20 protein-coding genes are annotated in these 18,951 nt (G+C 43.4%); 7 read left to right on the top strand and 13 right to left on the bottom strand.

Annotated elements, in window-relative coordinates; genetic code table 11:
• Positions 1 to 68 precede the first annotated feature (68 nt).
• Positions 69 to 623: a hypothetical protein gene (locus B158_RS0106035; protein WP_051082500.1), complete on the top strand. Its 555-nt coding sequence runs from the start codon at positions 69 to 71 to the stop codon at positions 621 to 623.
• Positions 624 to 674: 51 nt separating this feature from the next.
• On the opposite strand, the gene B158_RS0106030 is transcribed toward B158_RS0106035, so the two are convergent.
• On the bottom strand, positions 675 to 1,862 hold the full coding sequence (locus B158_RS0106030) for a BaiN/RdsA family NAD(P)/FAD-dependent oxidoreductase (RefSeq protein WP_018624466.1): 1,188 nt from the start codon (positions 1,860 to 1,862) through the stop codon (positions 675 to 677).
• Between the two features lie 125 nt (positions 1,863 to 1,987).
• On the opposite strand from B158_RS0106030, the gene B158_RS0106025 reads away from it, so the two are divergent.
• On the top strand, positions 1,988 to 2,872 hold the full coding sequence (locus B158_RS0106025; RefSeq protein ID WP_026309270.1) for a DMT family transporter: 885 nt from the start codon (positions 1,988 to 1,990) through the stop codon (positions 2,870 to 2,872).
• Between the two features lie 10 nt (positions 2,873 to 2,882).
• On the top strand, positions 2,883 to 3,335 hold the full coding sequence (locus B158_RS0106020; protein WP_018624464.1) for an OsmC family protein: 453 nt from the start codon (positions 2,883 to 2,885) through the stop codon (positions 3,333 to 3,335).
• A gap of 47 nt (positions 3,336 to 3,382) precedes the next feature.
• On the opposite strand, the gene B158_RS0106015 is transcribed toward B158_RS0106020, so the two are convergent.
• From B158_RS0106015 to B158_RS0105975, 9 genes are all read right to left on the bottom strand, one after another.
• The gene (locus B158_RS0106015) at positions 3,383 to 4,744 is read right to left on the bottom strand and encodes a class II fumarate hydratase (protein ID WP_018624463.1); all 1,362 of its coding nucleotides are present in this window, start codon (positions 4,742 to 4,744) and stop codon (positions 3,383 to 3,385) included.
• 99 nt (positions 4,745 to 4,843) lie between these two features.
• Positions 4,844 to 5,071, bottom strand: coding sequence for a SlyX family protein (locus tag B158_RS0106010; protein WP_018624462.1), 228 nt, complete (start codon positions 5,069 to 5,071; stop codon positions 4,844 to 4,846).
• 56 nt (positions 5,072 to 5,127) lie between these two features.
• A complete protein-coding gene (locus B158_RS0106005; RefSeq protein WP_018624461.1) occupies positions 5,128 to 6,429 on the bottom strand; it encodes an ABC transporter permease in 1,302 nt (433 codons plus the stop codon).
• Complete coding sequence (locus B158_RS0106000) at positions 6,429 to 7,274, bottom strand: ABC transporter ATP-binding protein (RefSeq protein ID WP_018624460.1); 846 nt, start codon at positions 7,272 to 7,274, stop codon at positions 6,429 to 6,431. Before B158_RS0106000 ends, B158_RS0106005 begins: the two co-directional genes overlap by 1 nt.
• Before the next feature lie 74 nt (positions 7,275 to 7,348).
• A complete protein-coding gene (locus tag B158_RS0105995) occupies positions 7,349 to 7,834 on the bottom strand; it encodes a YchJ family protein (RefSeq protein ID WP_026309269.1) in 486 nt (161 codons plus the stop codon).
• Positions 7,831 to 8,730, bottom strand: a complete 900-nt coding sequence (locus B158_RS0105990) for a prenyltransferase (RefSeq protein ID WP_018624458.1) — start codon at positions 8,728 to 8,730, stop codon at positions 7,831 to 7,833. Before B158_RS0105990 ends, B158_RS0105995 begins: the two co-directional genes overlap by 4 nt.
• Positions 8,731 to 8,748: 18 nt before the next feature.
• Positions 8,749 to 9,366, bottom strand: coding sequence for an SMI1/KNR4 family protein (locus B158_RS0105985; protein ID WP_018624457.1), 618 nt, complete (start codon positions 9,364 to 9,366; stop codon positions 8,749 to 8,751).
• 122 nt (positions 9,367 to 9,488) lie between these two features.
• Positions 9,489 to 10,913: a hypothetical protein gene (locus tag B158_RS0105980; RefSeq protein ID WP_018624456.1), complete on the bottom strand. Its 1,425-nt coding sequence runs from the start codon at positions 10,911 to 10,913 to the stop codon at positions 9,489 to 9,491.
• 3 nt (positions 10,914 to 10,916) lie between these two features.
• Positions 10,917 to 11,822 (bottom strand): recombination-associated protein RdgC, encoded by a 906-nt coding sequence (locus B158_RS0105975; protein WP_033413991.1) that lies wholly within the window; start codon positions 11,820 to 11,822, stop codon positions 10,917 to 10,919.
• A gap of 194 nt (positions 11,823 to 12,016) precedes the next feature.
• Between B158_RS0105975 and B158_RS0105970 the strand changes: the two genes are divergently transcribed.
• Positions 12,017 to 12,637: an FKBP-type peptidyl-prolyl cis-trans isomerase gene (locus tag B158_RS0105970; RefSeq protein ID WP_018624454.1), complete on the top strand. Its 621-nt coding sequence runs from the start codon at positions 12,017 to 12,019 to the stop codon at positions 12,635 to 12,637.
• Between the two features lie 310 nt (positions 12,638 to 12,947).
• Here B158_RS0105970 and B158_RS0105965 read toward each other — a convergent pair whose 3' ends face one another.
• Positions 12,948 to 15,071, bottom strand: coding sequence for a pilin (locus tag B158_RS0105965; protein WP_018624453.1), 2,124 nt, complete (start codon positions 15,069 to 15,071; stop codon positions 12,948 to 12,950).
• Between the two features lie 193 nt (positions 15,072 to 15,264).
• Here B158_RS0105965 and B158_RS0105960 point away from each other — a divergent pair, with 193 nt between their 5' ends.
• Positions 15,265 to 16,116 (top strand): DUF6279 family lipoprotein, encoded by an 852-nt coding sequence (locus tag B158_RS0105960; RefSeq protein ID WP_018624452.1) that lies wholly within the window; start codon positions 15,265 to 15,267, stop codon positions 16,114 to 16,116.
• 95 nt (positions 16,117 to 16,211) lie between these two features.
• On the opposite strand, the gene B158_RS0105955 is transcribed toward B158_RS0105960, so the two are convergent.
• Together B158_RS0105955 and B158_RS0105950 are read right to left on the bottom strand one after the other, a co-directional pair.
• Entirely contained in the window at positions 16,212 to 16,952 is a 741-nt protein-coding gene (locus tag B158_RS0105955) for a DUF3307 domain-containing protein (protein WP_018624451.1), read from the bottom strand.
• 34 nt (positions 16,953 to 16,986) lie between these two features.
• Positions 16,987 to 17,616 (bottom strand): SatD family protein, encoded by a 630-nt coding sequence (locus B158_RS0105950; RefSeq protein ID WP_026309268.1) that lies wholly within the window; start codon positions 17,614 to 17,616, stop codon positions 16,987 to 16,989.
• A 316-nt stretch (positions 17,617 to 17,932) separates the two neighbouring features.
• On the opposite strand from B158_RS0105950, the gene B158_RS0105945 reads away from it, so the two are divergent.
• Together B158_RS0105945 and B158_RS0105940 are read left to right on the top strand one after the other, a co-directional pair.
• Positions 17,933 to 18,478 carry a hypothetical protein gene (locus B158_RS0105945; protein WP_156823047.1) on the top strand — a complete coding sequence of 182 codons (546 nt, stop codon included), beginning with the start codon at positions 17,933 to 17,935 and terminating at the stop codon, positions 18,476 to 18,478.
• 56 nt (positions 18,479 to 18,534) lie between these two features.
• Positions 18,535 to 18,945, top strand: a complete 411-nt coding sequence (locus tag B158_RS0105940) for a DUF6714 family protein (RefSeq protein WP_018624448.1) — start codon at positions 18,535 to 18,537, stop codon at positions 18,943 to 18,945.
• Positions 18,946 to 18,951: the final 6 nt, after the last annotated feature.

Raw genomic sequence — 18,951 nt, 5'->3', positions numbered from 1 at the left:
TCTCAAACACTTCAACCACCTCCTTGCCAGATCGGTTCCATTTTCTTTTTATATCAGGGAGATATGTTATGAAAACCCGATCTCGAATGTATAAAGCGTTAACCCTAACATGCTGTTCGACTCTTTTAGTTCTCAGCTACTCAGCAACAGCCAGTGACCAGAAGCGTATTAAACAAGCACGCTCCGCTGCCCCTCCTTCTGTGAGCGCTGACGCCACCATTGTCGATGGCGACAAAGTACTCGTTGAAGGCACCAACGGCTGGACCTGCATGCCAGACACCTTTCCTGGTGACAATGCACCAATCTGCGTTGATGCAGTCTGGATGGAAATGATGCAGGCTATGGGTAAAAAAGAGGACTTCACTGCCAACAAGGTAGGGATCTCCTACATGCTACAGGGAGATGAAGGTGCAGGAGTCAGTAACTCCAATCCGCATCACCAAGACCATAAAAATGCAGATGATTATGTGGAAACTGGTCCACATTTGATGGTCATCGTTCCCAAAGAAATGTTGTCGGGAATTACTGATGACCCGTCTGAAGGTGGACCCTATGTGATGTGGGGTGATACTCCCTATGCTCACATTATGATTCCGGTCGAGGATCTTAAACCCGGTAAATAAGCTCCAGTAGAAAGTCCACATCAATAAACCTATTTATGTGGACTTTCTAAGTTATACATACTGCCCAGAAGCAAATCCACTAGCCCACGCCCATTGGAAGTTAAAGCCTCCCAGATGACCGGTCACATCCAGTACCTCACCGATGAAATAAAGTCCCGACACCTTCTTCGCTTCAAAGGTTTTAGAAGATACTTCATCTGTATCCACGCCGCCCATAGTCACTTCAGCGGTTCGATAACCTTCCGTGCCAGTTGGTTTAAGCTGCCAACTCTGTAATTGTTCAGCGATATTTTGCAGAGCCTCGTTGGATAGTTCTGCCAATGGCTTTTGGACATAATCAACAAACCAGATTTCGCATAACCTATCAGCCAGCTTTTTCGTTAGCTGTTCAGCCAGCACAGTATTGATGTGAGCTTTGGGTCTTTCCTGTTGCAATTGCTTTAACTGCTCATACAAGTCCACATCCGGAAATAAGTTGATGGTAATGGCATCACCTGGCTGCCAATAGGAAGAAATTTGCAAAATAGATGGGCCACTTAAGCCACGATGAGTAAATAAAATATTCTCGCGGAATGATTGGCCATTACAGCTTACAAACGCATCAGCGGAAGTGCCGGATAATCCTGCAAACTGATCCAACAACTTTGGGGTAAGCGTAAAAGGCACCAGTGCTGCGTAAGTGGGGAATAACTTGAGACCAAATTGCCTGGCAATGTCGTAGCCAAAACCGGTTGCCCCCATGGTTGGAATCGACAAACCACCGGTAGCGATGACTAATGACTGACAATGCCATTTGCCCTGGCTGCTTTGAATGATAAAGCCATCGTCTACTTTATTCACTTGCTGAATCGAGCATTCGGTGCGGACATCCACCCCAGCCTGAGCACATTCATCCAGCAGCATATTAACGATATCTTTAGCCTTGTTATCGCAGAAAAGCTGGCCAAGCTTTTTCTCATGATAGGGAATACCGTGTTTTTCGACCAAAGCAATAAAATCCCACTGGGTGTAGCGGCTTAAGGCTGACTTACAGAAGTGAGGGTTATGCGATAGGTAATTGCTCGGTTCAGCATAGTAATTGGTGAAATTACAACGCCCACCTCCCGACATCAGAATTTTTTTACCGACTTTGTTGGCATGATCCAAAATGGCTACTGAGCGCTCGCGCTGACCTGCAGTAATACCGCACATCAGTCCTGCGGCACCCGCGCCGATAATAATCACATCTTTTCTATGCATTCCCCAGCCTTATTAAATTCGAACGATAATATGCATTTACAAAAATCATGCGACAGGATCTTACCACTTATGGCATGATCACGGGATCAATTTCAGATAAGTAACACATTGTTATGGCTTTCATTATGAGCACCCCGGTATTGTATGCGCTGTGCGTACTGATTTGGGGGAGCACCTGGTTTGCAATCGAATTCCAGCTTGGCGTTGTACCCCACGAATACTCTTCTTTCTACAGATTTGGCCTTGCTTCTATTCTACTATTTGCCTATTGCTGGCTAAAGAAATTGCCACTGCGCTATGGTCTATTACAGCATGCCTGGCTGGTGTTAATGGGCATCACTTTTTTCAGCCTCAATTATTTGATGGTGTACGAGGCTCAGGAATATCTCACCTCAGCGATGGCTTCCGTGATTTTCTCAGCAGTTCTTATCGTGAATATTTTCAATTCGTGGCTATTTTTCAAAACCAAGATAACCGCCCGAGTCATTATTGGTTCAGCTCTGGGTTTAATGGGTATGATGATGATTTTCTGGAATGAGCTGACTGACTTCAGTTTTGAAAATGCCAAGCTCTATGGACTGGTCATCGCATTGTTGGGCGTTCTCTGCGCCTCTATCGGTAACATGGTTTCGGTACAAACTCAAAAATACGATATGCCGGTCATTCAGATGAATGCCTATGCCATGGGTTATGGCAGTTTATTCAGCCTATTGGTTGGTCTGGTGCAAGGCAAGGCTTTGGTTTATGACATGGCTGCTGGTTACACTATAAGTTTAATCTACCTGTCTGTATTTGGTTCAGTATTGGCTTTTGGTGCCTACCTCACCTTACTCAGAAGAATTGGCATCCATAAAGCCACCTATGCAGTGGTACTCTTCCCTGCCGTGGCACTGATTATTTCTACCTTCTTTGAAGACTTTGTCTGGACCTGGATCATCGCTGGCGGCATTTTACTGATTGGACTGGGCAATGTGTTTGTGATAAACCGAGAAGACATCAAGAAGAAATAAAGGAGCTATCATGCTTGAAGACAGCGTACATAAGGCAACAGTCACTAATATTCTTGAAGACGGACTCTTCTGCAATATTGATGCTGATGGCCATAAATTAGTAGGTGATGAACCAGAAGAGCTTGGAGGTCACAACAAAGGCCCCGCTCCTTACCATTATCTTGCTACAGCTCTTGGCACCTGCACTGCCATGACTTTAAACATGTACGCTAATCGAAAGCAGTGGCCTGTTGAACAAATCAAAGTTGATGTTATTCATAAGAAAATAAAAGCAGAAGACTGCGAAGATTGTGAAACTGAAAAAGGCTTTGTCGATATTCTTGAACGTCAGATAAAAGTAACTGGTGATTTAGATCGAGAGCAGCAGGAAAGAATGCTCGAAATCGCCAACAAGTGCCCAGTACATAGAACCCTAATGGGTGAATTGAAAATCAGATCAAAACTGGTGTGTAGAGTAAAGTAAAGTTTGAATAGGGTGCCCAAAAGGCACCCTACATATAATCATCTTCCTTAAATCAAATTCTTCGGCGATAGCAGCTTCTTCAATTTAGCTTCCGGCAAGTCTGTTAGTTCTTTGGCTACATCAAGTATGGTTCGCTCTTCCTTCCTTGCCTTATAGACAATTTTCGAAGCATTCTCATAACCAATCTCAGGAGCTAAAGAAGTTACTAAAATTGCATTCTGATCAAGTTTATCTGCCAGAGCTTTTTGATTAACTTCAAAATGAGCAATGGTGCGCGCTAAATGTTCTGCCGAAGTTGTCGCAAGGTGCAAGGATTGCAATAAATTGTATGCAATGACCGGCAACATCACATTGAGCTGAAAGTTGCCCGACTGAGCCCCTATGGTGATGGTCGTGTGATTACCTATTATTTGTGCAGCAGCCATCGCCACAGCCTCTGGTATCACAGGATTAACTTTTCCTGGCATAATACTGCTGCCTGGCTGAATCGCTTTCAGTTGAATTTCACTGAGGCCACTGACCGGGCCACTATTCATCCAACGTAAGTCATTGCTGATTTTCATCAGTGCTGTCGCAAGCGTATTGAGTACACCGGAAAGAGCCACACTGGCGTCCTGGCCTGCGATGCTGGCGAAGGTGTTTTTGCTTTTAGTAAAAGGCAACCCAGTGTAGTTTTTGAGCTTTCGCGCAAAGAGTCCACGAAATTTTGCTGAGCTATTAATCCCGGTACCAATCGCTGTTCCGCCTTGCGCCAGCTGAGCAATGGTCGGTACTATTTTCTGGCAAGCATCAAGACTGATCTGTATTTGATGTGCCCAACCGGATAGTTCCTGTTGCAAGCTTAATGGCATGGCATCCATCAGATGGGTTCGCCCAGTTTTAATCACTTTCTTGTGTAACTTTCCTTTATTCTCGATAGTTGATTTTAACGTCAATAGTGCCGGAATAAGATCATGTATGAGAGCACGTGATGCAGAAACAGAAATAGCAGTAGGAATGACATCGTTACTGCTCTGCCCCATATTAACGTCATCATTAGGGTGAACTGTTACGCGGGAGTTTGATGCTAAATGGGCAACCACCTCATTAACGTTCATGTTAGTGCTGGTGCCCGATCCTGTTTGGAAAATATCTAGTGGAAAATTCTGATGATTAACTAACTTGTCTTTACGGATCTTTTTTATGGCTTTGGTAATGGCCTGATATTTATTTTTAGATAGAAGCTTTAATTCATGATTAATTTCTGCAGCAATCAGCTTGATATCCAAAATGCTATCTATAAAAGCAATTGGCATTTTCAGATCACTGAGTTTGAAATTATCCAGAGCTCGTTGCGTCTGTGCGGCATATAAAGCATCTTCCGAGACCTTTACTTCGCCCATGCTGTCTTTTTCAATTCGAAAACCCATGACTGCCTCTTTATTACATCCAATGATAATGACAAGTTAACAGGCATTTACCTCACGATTCAACTCTAATCCCCCAGCAGCTTCGACATTTATCTTGGATCAATAGTGAGGAGGAATCTCATCTGCTGGATTAAAAGGCTTATCTGGCAATTGCGAGCGAATATCATCAATCTTATCGCCAAGATGCATAAATCGACGTTCTAGCATTCGAATGATGTCATCTTGCTTGGTCACCATTTTATTTAAATGCTCGATGGTGTCTTCCTGAAATGCCAGTTTGGATTGCAGTTCGTGAATTTGTTCTTGTAAATCTTCGATGGAACTCATAGTACACCTTCAGGAAAATGTAAGGTGGGCTTTAACCCACCTATATAAATTTTTTCTTACGACTGCTTCAATTTTAGCATACGGGTTCCTATAAAGAAGGTAACGACACCGATTGCGGTTAAAATAGTAAGCGGTGTCATCATTTCAATATAGGTGAAGTCTCGCCATATCGCGCCTTCAAAAGCCAAAATAGCCCACTTCACAGGACTTATATGGCTGATTGACTGCATCCAGCCAGGCATTGCAAATAGTGGAATCATAGCGCCACCAATCATGCCCATAATAATTAGAAATGCATTAGTCATACCGGCTACCGACTGTTCCGTTTTAGTAATCGATGCGAAGAACATCATAAAACCAACAAAACAGATACCCGCCGCCAGCACTGCTAACACAAGCTTTATCAGATCAAATCTTACACCCAGCATAAAATAAGCAATAGTAAACAATAAGGTGACCACCATCGCCTGTGCGGCAAAACAGCCTAAAGCTTTTCCAGCTAAGATTTGAGTACGACTGATAGGAGCTATAGCAAGTCGATCCAGAGTCCCTAATGTTTTCTCACGCACCAGGCTGATGGCAAAGCCAATGACACAGCCCATGATGGCCCAAATAACGCCCTGCGGAATGGTAATTGAAAAGGAGTTACGTGGACCCGTTTTCTGAACCGTGATTTCCTCTTTAGTAATTTTCAATGGCATCATTGGGTTATCACCATCGGAACCAAAACTCAGTCCAGAAGAATCTGAACCTTCGGGTTGTTTTGCGATTTCCAGTTCGGTTAACTCCTTAAATTTGGGTAGATAATCACCAAGCAACGATTTCCACTCCGCAGGCATATCATCACTTTGCTGAATATCCTCAATAGAAAAATCCAGCTGCTTTATCATTTCATTGGCATCGGAAAAAGCCAGCTCGAAGCGCTTTATGCCGAGTTTCATCAATGAACCTTCCAAATATCCAGCTTCGGCTTTTCTGGCTGGATCAATCCCCACCAGAATTTCCGGTGGCTGGCCGCTGAAAATACCACCGTAATTCTCACCGAAACCTTCCGGTAAAATAATGAATGCGACCTGTTTACCAGTCCGAACCAATTTCTTAGCATTCGCTTCATCCGTTTCTGTTACTCGAAACTCGCTGGCTTCTTTGAGTTGCCCAATAAAAGCCTGCGACTTCTCAGTCTGGTCCCGATCGGATACAGCTATTTTCAAGCCCTGAGAGCCACCACTGCTGGAAAATATTGAGCCGAAAAAGAAGGCAAAAAGAAGCGGGAAAATAAAGGTAAAAAAGACAGCCATTTTGTCTTTAAAGAGTAACTTCAAATCTTTTTTCATTAGTGCAACAACAGCTTTCATCATTAATCCCTCAATTGCTTGCCAGTTAAGTTCAAGAAAACGGTTTCCAAATTAGGACGTTGTAAACTTAAGTTCTCAACCGTTGTCAGTCCTTTCAAGCGTGTCATCAAATCATTAACCGGATTGGCTGTCATAAAGCTTTCTTCGCCCTGCTCAGACTTAATATGAACCCTGGACTCACCACCATATTGCTCAATCAATTCATCAACAGTTCCCAATGCCAATAACTGTCCTTTATCAACCACTCCAACCCTATCGCATAACTTTTCCGCTTCTTCCATATAGTGAGTAGTATAGATAATGGTTTTGCCCAAAGCTTTTAGTTCAAAAACGCTTTCAAAAAGCTTGTTACGCGACTGAGGATCAACACCAGCTGTAGGTTCATCCATAAAAATAAATTCAGGATCGTGTAACAAAGATGCCGCTAAATTTAATCGACGCTTCATACCGCCTGAAAAGTCCTGTACCGCATCCTTTGCTCGGTCCTGTAAACCGACGAAAGCTAAAGACCACTCCATACGTTCTGCTTTTTGGCTGGCTGGCAAATTGTATAAATCTGCAAAAAAGCTCAAATTGTCCAGAGCAGTTAATTCTTCATACAAAGCAATAGATTGTGGAATCAGGCCAATTTTATGTTTGGTTTCTTTTATTCCCGGTGCATTACCATTGAGCAGAACCTGCCCCTGGTCAGGATTTATCAGCCCACACATCATGGAAATGGTGGTACTTTTGCCCGCGCCATTAGGCCCCAGCAAACCAAAAATATGGCCTTTCTCGATAGTAATCGAAAGATTGTCTACGGCCTGCAGATTACCGTAGCGCTTAGAGATACCCCTAACTTCTATCATCCCTTCTCCTAATTATCATTATATTGTTGGTTATCGTTGCAACGTCCTTTAGATGCACAGACACCCAAAAAGGTTTAATCCATTAGACAACATTTTTTTGCTTTTTTACCACTTCCACAGGGGCATGGATCATTTCTGGAATTTTTAACTACTGATTTTGGTTTGAATTCACCGTCGGTATACAGCCAGCGTCCTGTTTCTCTTACAAAATTAGAAGCCTCATTCAGACAATGCAACTTATCTTTGTCCAGAAAATAAGCCTTAAACTCAACCAGACCTTTATCAGCTTCCTGCTCCGCATGTATCACTTCAAGACCACACCAACGAGTAGCTTGAGCACTGTGAGTAAATTCTTCTACAGATGTGTTTCCTCTGAAATCAATGTGGTGGGTATCAAAGATATACTGCCCTAGCCCCAGATAATAAGCAGTGTATCGAGAGCGCATTAACTGTTCGGGGGTTTCCGGCAAAGCATTGCCCAGATGAAAAGGCTCACAGCAATCGCTGTAATTTAAAAGATTAGTGTTTTCTTTCATACGGCAGGGGCAATTTGTATTCATGATGTTCCTAAAATTAAACCTATGGTCAACAGCAAAGGGGTTATTAAGTTTAGCGCAACATTCATACCCATCGCAGGAATTAGTTGAGGGATATTACCTTTGAAACTTTTTGCCCCGTAAAATGCTTTCCACGCCAATGGAGCAGTCGCTAGTGAAAGTAAGCAGTAGATTGGTAGTATTTTTAATAACACACTTATTATCACAATCAAATAAGTCAGCAAATAAAAGCCGCCAAGCACCCATGCACTATTCTGAAATCCAAGAACAATGGGAAGGTGTTTGCGCCCAATTGACTCATCTGCTTCAACATCTGGAAACTGGTTTAACAACAGTAATCCACTGACGAGTAGAGTAACTGGCAAAGAGGCAACAAATGCAACGGAACTATACTCACCGGTTAAAACAAAATGCGCACCTGCAACCATCAAAACACCAAAACCTAAACCTGGTGCAATAAGGCATAACCAGGGATTGTAGACCCACCAGGTTGTGTAAGTAACCAGTAAAAGTAAACCAAGAAGTCCTAAAGGCAATAGCTGCCAACCCAATTCAGAAACAAAGTAAATCCCGATTTGAGCCGTTATCCCGAAAGTTAACCAGGCAAGCCGTAAAGCCACATTGCTTAGGCTAGGATTCGCCTGCAAAGCACCACTACCTCCACTAAAAGGCGTGCGTATAGTTTTAGAATCTAAATCGCTTTTGGCATCAAAATACTCGTTGAAGACATTGACGCTGATGTGAGCAGACAAAGCACCAATAATAATCAGCAGTACATAAAAGCCGTTAAGAGTTCCTGTCTGCCAATAAGCAGTACCGATGCCTACTGAAACACATGCCGGCGTCAGCAGAAGAAAAGGAAGGCGGATTGTGCCGAGAAGTGTTTTTAGAGTGGTCAAAGCAGAGTTCCATTATATTTAGTCATCATTAGTTTTAACTAAATTTCCTTTATTATCTCGCAGTTCTTTTATCCACCACTGATTGTAATTGTCTTTTTCTATAAATCTCATATGGGAAGCAATCTGAGTTAGCATATGGCTATCTAAATTTAGCATCCTATGAATGTAGGCCTCTATATTCGATGCTAATTCTATAAATTCAAAACCATCGTGTTCAAATAAATAGACGTGACCAGTCTTTTCACCAGTGGTTGGAACTAACAAGTAATTTCCGGTTGCTGGAATTTCCCCAATAACAATACAGGTATCCACCCATTCAGGAACCAGCTCTTCTTTTTCATCCTCATCTAAGTCGCCAACCCAATCAGAAAAGTAATTATGAAGTTCAGGCCACTGCTTTGGATTCGCAATATAGACAGCTGAATCGCCACTTACCTCATCATGGTAAAGCGTTAAACTGCCGAAGGCATGGTAAAAGTCAGGAATATCTCCAACCTTAGGTAAGTCACTACAATCTTTTAATAAGCCGACTGAGTGTTTGAAAGACACCTCTTTACAATTATTCTCATTGCCAATTTCTACGCATTTAAATACGCCGAAATGTTCTTCAATTAAGGATTTTAATTCAGATATCATTATTGGAGTTCCTTTCTTATTCGTAGGGTGCGTCGTGACGCACCTCTTTTAGTGCCAAGTAGCTCAATGGTGCGTCACGACGCACCCTACGATAAAGCAACTTTTCGCTTCAGAAACCCTGCCTACTTCTCCGGCAACTCACAGTACCCAAACATACAACGTGCTTTAATTTCATCGCGTATGGCATCGGGCAGCTGCTTTTCCCAGTCACCTTGGCCGAGAGGGATTTCTTTAGCGATGTTGCGTGCGGAGATGTGAAGGTTTTCGTCATTCCAGGTTTTGGTAGCGACGAGGTGTTTGTTTTCAATCAGGTGCTTTAATAAATATTTAGTGTTCTCTGCCACTTCAACATTTTCAAGCGTGACTAGTTTTTCGCCAACGCGGGTTGGGTATACATACACGTTAGTATTGCCTGAGAATAATTTACCCATGGCTTCAAGTATGCCGCCCTCAAGCCCTTCGTAATATGACTCATTAAATAACTGATCGAAATCAAGAATACTCAGTACGATACCAATTCGGTTCTGAGTATATCGACGCATCCATGAACGCAGGCGGAAGAAACGCAGGTAATCGGAAATCAGTACGTTGTACCCAAGCTTGTTGAGAAGGTCGACGCGCGCAAGAAAGCTGGCATCGTCAGTTTCCGCATCGTTGGCAAGCTCCGCCATGGTGATTTCAGCGACGGTAAAGACTTTGTCTCGCTGCACGCCCTCTTCTTCAAGAAACTGCTTCATCGCGGCTTCGGTCATGTCCACATGGACCTTTGTTGGCGGCTTGAAAGAGCCACGAATGACCAGCACATCTTTTTTACGTAACATGGTACCCGGCACTTCCGAAGCACCCTGTGCATCAAACATAACTGCACGACAACACCAGGAACGAACCAGATGTAAGTTCATTAATCGGTTTTCGACGTTTTCGAAAGTGTGTCCAGCGAAATGAATCAGATCCACTTCAATACGCTTCTGCCCAAAGTCATTGACCAAATTATCCAGTAACGACTCAATGAATACCTTCGGATCTTTATGGTAATGGAATGCACCGTAAACCACATTGACGCCGAAAATACCCAGCGCTTCCGACTGCTCTTTATTACTTTCATCCAGCATCCGAACGTGCATGACAATCTCGCTGGGTGGCGCTTTAGGTTCCAACTGCATGCGAATTCCGATCCAGCCATGACATTCGTTCTTCTGGCTGTAACTGCGGGCAGTAACCGTCGCGGCATAACTGAAATATTGAGTGTCGGCTGAGCGCACTTCATCAAGACGAGAATGCAGCAGGTCATACTCATGAACCAGCATCTGCTCGACACGCTCACGACTCACATAGCGCCCAGCTTTGCCATAAATATCATCGCTGACCTGCATATCATAGGCAGACATGGTTTTGGCAACAGTGCCCGCAGCAGCGCCTGCTGAGAAAAACTGACGCGCCACTTCCTGACCGGCACCAATTTCAACAATGGTCCCATACTGAGTAGGATTCAGGTTAACCGCCAGCGCTTTCTGTTCGGTCGTTAAGGTTTTATCGTGTTCAACCACAACTTATTCCTTCTCGGTAATCACTTTAAATTCAGTTTTCAACTCTGCAATAAACTCAGCAAAAGTCTGAGTCATCAACACCAGATCAGCATCCAGTCGGGCATAAGGCTCAATATCATCGACATCTTCATTTTCTTTGAGCAATTCATCATCAAACTTGATGCTTTTTACCAGCATATCAGACTGAATCACTGCATTAAATTGATCCTTAAAACGAATACCCAACTTTTCTACCCAATATCCATCTTCTAACAAGTCATCAATCAAAGGGTTGGACTCTTCACTATCTTTGAATTTGGCCACTCGATCATTCTGCGGATCCTTGAATTCATATTGGCCTGTCAGAGTCCAGCCATGAGGTAAACCCTCTTTCAACCAGCGGTTCATGATTGCTGATGGACTCTCTTCACCCATCAGACGAATGGCGCCCAATGTTCCCAAACTATCGATCAGTAGCTGAATAAAGCTGTCAGCCACACTGTTGCTACCAGCATTAATCACCAACAGGTTATTACGAGGGTCGATGTACCCATAGGTATGACTGGACTTGCTTAAAGCCTTGGGCTTTAACAGGCTCAGAATATCGTCTTTCAGCGCTGACTTTTCCTTGCCGAAGACTTTGCGCCCCTCTTCAGCCTCAATAGTCGCAACACGCTCTTCCAACGTTTCTTTGACCATGCTTGCCGGGATCACTTTCTGTTCTTTACGCATACACAGCAAGATACAGCCATTGGCCGCATGGACCAGATGCTCGAACTGACGATTTAATGGAGAAATCCAGCCCAGGGTTTCAGTATCCTGCCTGCCAACCGAGCTAAAGCGTTGATTTTCAAGAACTTCGGCTAACTCTTCTGGAGAGTGTTGAAAAGGTGTTGTGAGGTGATAAATATGACAATTACGAAACCACATGAGGACAATATCTGCGTTAGAATTAGGGGGCGTATTATGGCGAAATTCAACCTCATCCGCCATAGCTTGAGCTGGCCAAATTTTAGCTAATGATGCCTCAAATCAATAAGCAGGCTAACAAATTCGGCTAAAAGCCTTTAATTCCGCCAATCTATCCCCACATAGCTAATTGATTCATCATTTAGGAAATTATTATGTCTACTCCAGACTTCACGTCTACCGAAGCCAAAGCCTCATACGGTATTGGCCTACAAATGGGCCAGCAGGTTAAAGGTGCTTTTGAAGGCATCTCAATCGATGCAGTTGTAGCTGGCATTCAAGATGCATTCGCTGGTCAGAATCCTCAAATTCCAGCCGACGACATTAATGCTGCGTTCGTGGAAATGCAGGAACGTTTACAGGCCCAGCAAGCTGAAATGGCCAAAAAGTATGCCGCTGAAGGCGAAGAGTTTCTAGCTGAAAATGCTAAGCGCGATGAAGTCACTGTACTTGAAAGCGGCCTGCAGTATGAAGTCATCACTGAAGGCTCTGGCGAAAAGCCAACTGCTGACTCAATGGTTCGTACTCATTACGCAGGTACTTTGGTCAATGGTCAGGAGTTTGACAGCTCATACAAGCGCGGTGAACCAGCTGAATTCCCAGTTGGCGGCGTGATTAAAGGCTGGACCGAAGCACTACAGTTAATGCCAGTTGGCTCAAAGTGGAAACTTTATATCCCTTATAACCTTGCCTACGGCGAGCAAGGAGCCGGTGGTGCTATTGGCCCATTCCAGGCCTTGATCTTTGAAATTGAGTTACTGGATATCGTTTCATAAGCGACTGTAAGCTCCTCTTCCTTGCTTAATTAGAAGGAAACAAAAAGCCCGCACGACCATCAGGTTCTGCGGGCTTTTTTGTTTGTCGAGACAAAGAGCTGCTCTAGTTGAATACTGTCGTACGGACAAGAGTCTGCCCCACTGGGTACTCATGAGTTGTCCCTACAGACACTATTTAGATCGTCATTGTGGGAGTTCGCAGAACTCATGGCAATCTCGACAAATTTCTTTAAGTCTAACTACTTCTCAACTCTTTGTACGGGCGATTCATGAATCGCCCCTACATAAATGTAAATAAAAACGGTCCTCATCAAAACCCACACACTGTTTCGCGGAATTTTGGCTCCAGATTAGACGTACAAACCCACTCCTTACTTTCATCCGTTGGGTACTCATATCTAACAAAAGGAACAGAATAGCCGACACTAAAAGTTGCTTTATTCAGAAAGAAGGTAATAGCGCCATCTTCAACCTCTACTCGCTCTATGGACTCGTTAGGGGTAAAGCCTTCAATAATTCCATGCTTTCCAGCATCAAGCTCTTCCAGTGGTGCCCCCATCATCTGTGCATAGGCTACCTGATCTTTAATCATGCCCACATTGACCTTAACCTGCATCAACTTGGCACGCTTGGTGTAATCCTGATAGGCAGGAATTGCCACAGCAGCCAGAACACCCGTGACGGCTACGGCCTGCATTCCACCACCAGCAAAAAGAATATCGCTAGCACTTTGCTCAAAGGTAAACTCAACACCCAAATACTTATCGCTTGAGTCCAACTTAAATCCCACCGCTCCATATTCAGAAAAACCCATCTGATCAGCAGTTGGCAAAGCCATGATATCGAAATCAGCTTCAGTGATATCAGCCACCATTAATAAAGCTTCTAAATAGTAATGATAAGAATTACGTGACAGGTCGCGCACTGAAGTGGTTGCTGAAAAGATTGAGTGGCTTACATCCTGTCCTTGAGTCTCATTGACCCACTTTGCTAAGGATACAGTTGGTCTACGCTTGCTTCGTTCAATCAGAGGCTGAGGCACCGATGAATAAATCAGGTAACCATTTTCAATCGTCCAATAAAGACGCGTATTGAGCTTGGAAAAGGTTTTCTCAAAACTTAAGGGAGTTGCAGAATTAAGTTCAGCCAGGTCTTCCTTAGCCATCGCTTTAAACGATAAGGCATGAATTTCTTTTCCCTGATGCTTGGTTACCTGATAATTGCCCTCGGCATTTTTAACCACGCTATCAATCATCTGTTGCATTAATTGAGGGTCATTCACTTTTGTTGCAGTGAAGCCGCCAACATCATCGCGGAAATAAATAAGCTCAGGACCAAACACACTTGCCAATTGCTCAAGGCTGAAGCCTAATTTCTCAACCACCTGTTGGTTAAGCTCTTCCAGACTGGCACTATCGCCATTAGCCTTATTGATGCTATTAAATAAACGAATCTGCTCTTCATAGGTTGGAATCGACAGCATCGCCATGGTGCGAGGTGTGCCTACTGTTTTAATATCAAAATCATTATTAACCGCAGGTATAAAATCGCGGATGCCAACCTTTGGCATATCAATCAACATGGTTAAGCGTGTTTTACCGTTACTGACCCCATAGCCAAAACCAGCTGCATTCATCTGATCAAGTCCTAGCGCCTTAAGTTCATTCAGCTGTTGTGGCGGTAAGCTCATGGTCAAGATCGGCATGATTTGCTTGGTATTGACCCAGGTAAACAGGCCCTTGCCGCTGCTGTCGATACGACTTTGAATATCATGCATGGCATGCTGAGGGTTATCTTTCAAAGAGTCCATAACATTGCTCAGCACGGTAAATGATGTGGCAAAACCTGTCGCCATAACGAATTGCTGAGTATTTGCATCATAGTGATAACGTGCCATTGCTCCTGGCATCGCGAAAGAACCTGTACCATCATCATTCGCCGTATGGTTAATTCCTTGAGCTTTTAAGTCCGCAGTTAACGCCACTAATGTATCGTTAAACGCTTTGTTATCAGCAAAATTGAAACGTGTTGCATAGACCATGATAGGCATTGGCTTGCCAGCGGATTCTTGAATGAAAGCGACTTCAAGCGGTGATGTCATGTGTTCAACAAACAGTTTCGCAACGGCATCAGCTGGAGCTTCAAGATGGCTCAAAATATTTTGATTAAGTGCAGTTTGAATCGCCTGAACTTGCTGATTATGCGCTTCGTTATTTTGCGCAAGCTTGAATCCATTGTCCTGACCGGTGAACAGGAACCAGGCGGTAGGTACCCGAACGTAAGCAACGGTACTGTCCGGAAGTGATGCCTGCAACCAGGCTGCCTGAACTAATGGTTTAGACGCAGGTTTTACTGTCTCCTGCTTGTCATCTGAACAGGCGCTCATAAAAAGTAGCGAACTCGCTACCATAAAAACCCCAAGAAAACGCTTCATGATATTCCCTCTGTATTATGGTTATCTGTGTTATGTTGTGTAAGGCCAATTTTTAAAACCAGCATATTCTAGCGCATTGGTTTAAGTCCTGAAACAGGGAACTAATTGACGGTTTTTTCACTCGAATCGCCTATAGTAATCATAATAATGACTGCCATTGCTAATGGCGGTTGATATAACTCCAAGGAAAAGCATGACCATCCAAAATAAACAGTCTCGTTTTATCATCGTGTTGATAGGTATTTTCTTTATTCAGGCCTGCGGTATTAAATTCTGGTACAACCGCCTGGACTGGGTCGTGCCCTGGTATCTGGATGATTATGTTGAGCTGACCAGCCAACAGGAAGATACCCTGGAAAAATTATTGGAAATTAAAACTGAATGGCATCGTTCCAACGAATTACCCAAATATGTTTCCATGCTCAACCGTATGGAAGCTGATATTAAATCAGGCGCCATTCACCAAACCTATGATCGCTATCGCCGTGATATGCGAGGCTTCTACAACACCCTGCTGGCTGAAATGAGTGACGACCTGGTAGCACAAACCGCCAGCCTCAGTGATGAGCAGGTCAAGCAACTAATGGACAACCTCGATAAAGAAGCTAAAGAGCAGTACGAAGAATTTAAGGAAACCAAAGAGGAAGATAGACAGGAAGAACGGATTGAACGACTGGAAGAAAGCTTCAGCGAATGGATTGGCAGTCTTAACGATGACCAACAAGCACTGATTAAAGAAATGGCCAGCCTACTCAAATCTTCAGGCGAAGTAACCTATCAATACAGATCGAGATGGCGTGATGCCTTTCGCACCGCCCTAACAGAGCGCACAACACCAGCCGGCCAAGCCGCCATCAAAAGCCTGATAATCGATCCCTATCAAGTCGGTGGCGAAGAGCTTAATGCTATCAGAGACCACAATGGCGAAATCTATAAAGAATACCAGCTTAAAATGCTGCGTACTCTAAGCGCTAAACAAAAACGCCACTTGCTCGAAGAAATTGCAGACTACCGCGAAGACTTTGAAGATCTGATAGACGATTAGATTGTCCGATTACTACATCATTAAAACTTCTAGGTAGGGGCGCAACCTATGTGTGCGCCCAAAATACTCTTAAATACTCGCCTACTGTTACCAACTCATTGAATGAAACCGATATAACCCAGCCCAACCGCTATCGCCAATCCAAAGCTAATCAAAGTACCGATCAAAATATACTCAGTCAGCTTGCGATCATGCGCTTCTTTCAAGTCGCCAAAACGGAACACCGATTTAGCAGCCAGCAGGAAGCCAATTCCATGCCAGTTGCCAGAAAGAATAAATACAAAGATAAATAAACGCTCCAGCATCCCAATAAAGCTTCCGGCATTGGCCAACGAATGATCACCATCGTAAACATTCAATGGCGCCCAGCGCGAAATTAGCACTTTGATGATAATCGATGAAACTCGAGTCAATAGAAGTACGGCAATAATCAGCGCCAGGATTTTCTCCTGCGGAATGACCCACTCGCTTAAACCTGAGAAATACAGCGATACCACGAAAGCAATAATCACCAGGTGCAATAGCTGATCAATAACAAAGAAAGTACGACGATTGATGAATGACTCGGGACGACTGTAGTTATCGGCATAGCGCCCTGCCATGCACTTAAAGCCATCAATAAGGTAATGAGAAACCACCAAAATAGCAAAGCCCAGCCAGTAATCAGGATTGAATGAAAAGGCTATGGCATAGAGTACCGCGTGAACCGCAGCATGAAGAATTAATCCAGTCGAAGCAAACGCCTTTTGTTCCTTATCCTTAATCCACTTTAACGGTTGAATGACAAAATCCGCGACCAGATGTGCGAGTAATAATTTTAGGAATAGTAATGTCATAGGCTTCCCACAAAATCCTTAGAATACGGTGAAATTACAGGTGTTGTTTTATTAGCTTTTGACTGTAAGCCAACATCTCCATAATAGCATCGAACCCCGACCGATTCTGTCGCTCACTGACCCGACTTTGTGTAATACCTAACATTTCAGCAATTTCTGTTTGCGTCGCGTTCGGCATCTGCATACTGGCCCGCACCACCTCGGCCACTGTCACTGACCAACCATCCATCGTCAACAATGCCAGTTTAAGATACAAGTTCAACAACTCGTCCACCTCATCCCACGGCGTCTTAATCGCCAGCGTCCGCTTTTTCAAACTATCAAACAGATCACCGGAATTCACAAACGCAGAACCATTCGACTCAAGGATTGAATCAGCCTTATGCGTCATATCACCGATCCCCACCGCCATCCGTACATCCAGCCCCTTGGTCGAACGCACCACCGCCTTCAACCAGACCGCAATATCCAGCGCATACTCAGGTTTATCCAACCGCAGCTGAAAACTGTCTCCACGATAGATCTGCCACTGACGAGGAGATTCACCCAGAGTCGCCAACGCCTTTTTCAAAGGCTCAAGCCAATCCGTCGAGTCCTTCTTCGCCCTGGAATTGATAATGTCACCGGTAATCACCGCGACTGTCGGTATGTTTTTTGTACTCACAAAACAATTTATACGCTTTAAATTGTATATTGTCAATTATACGGAATATTTCCTATATCTTGAGATATTCCCTCACCCCCCTAAGGACTGCCCTATAACTCACAGCAAAAAAATGCCATAAGTAATGTCATTCTGAACTGGATTCAGAATCTGCTCTTAGGTAATTAAGACGACCGAAGGAAGTACCTTTAGGTGATCTGCTCTTCAGCTCCTCGCCTACACTTTGAAAACAAACCAACCCCACAAACACATTGCAATCAACAAAAACCTAACTATTATAAACGCATGTTTTACGGATACTTACCAGTCTTACCAAATGGATAACCTTTCAAACAAAGCACTACTAATAATCATTCTTATCATTAGTTCCATGGTTTCCACCCCGCTATTTGCGGACTCATGGCGATTTGAGCCAGAACTCGACGAAACTAAATTTAACTTCGGAGAAATACAAATAGTTAGGGGAGTGGACTCAAGAGAAAATCAACGATTTCCTGAGTTCTACATAAAGATCTATAAAGGTAACAAACAAATAGCTGTTTTTCCTGGTATGTCATTTGAGCAAATAGCCGCTTCCAAAGATCAAACAGTCTTCGTTGCAGTGTCTAACAGTGGCCTACCAAAGACAGCACTGATGCTTTTTGACTCTAACGGTTCAATACGAGCTTTTCTGAACCATGGTCAAGGAAACCTAAAATACTGCTTAGAGACTGTTACATTAAAAAGAATTTGGTATGACGGCGAAAATCCAAACATCACGTTTCATTTTGAAGATAATTTTCTATCAGAGATCACAATTAACTCATGCAATGGAGATGCAATCAAAATCTCTGACTTATTAAAGGGCAAACAAAATAATTAATTTAGAATCAAAAAAGTTACCGGTAATGTTCGGTAATAAAATGTTAGGAAAATAAATTGGAACGACAAAGAAGCATCTTGATAAATAAAATAGAGGCGGCATTCTCAGATTCGACTTTGACTGATGGTATGACATTACGGAAATGCGCAGCTATTGATAGCCGGATCGAAGAAAGTAATCCAGAATTAGCGGGTATATCTGAATGTACTAAATGGCAAGATATCCCAGAGAGTGATATGCATCTATTTGGAACGCATGGTGTTCTTAATCATAGTGGTGAAAAGAATGCTGCCTTCTATTTGCCGCCTGCAATGATATATGTGCTAAAACACTATAATGGAGACATTCTTCATCCCGTTGCTGATATTGTAAATGCTACAGAGTTTGCTATTGAGTCAAAGCCGCCGTTGTGCGATGTTCAAGCAAAGGTTGCAAGTGAATATATTTCTTGGCTAAATTCTATATAGGTTTAA

Origin of the sequence: Kangiella aquimarina DSM 16071 (genome assembly GCF_000374105.1) — a bacterium.
In the GTDB taxonomy this organism is placed as follows: Bacteria; Pseudomonadota; Gammaproteobacteria; order Enterobacterales; family Kangiellaceae; genus Kangiella; species Kangiella aquimarina.
Note: the sequence above shows the minus strand (reverse complement) of the source record. Positions and strands in the feature narration are given on the sequence as shown.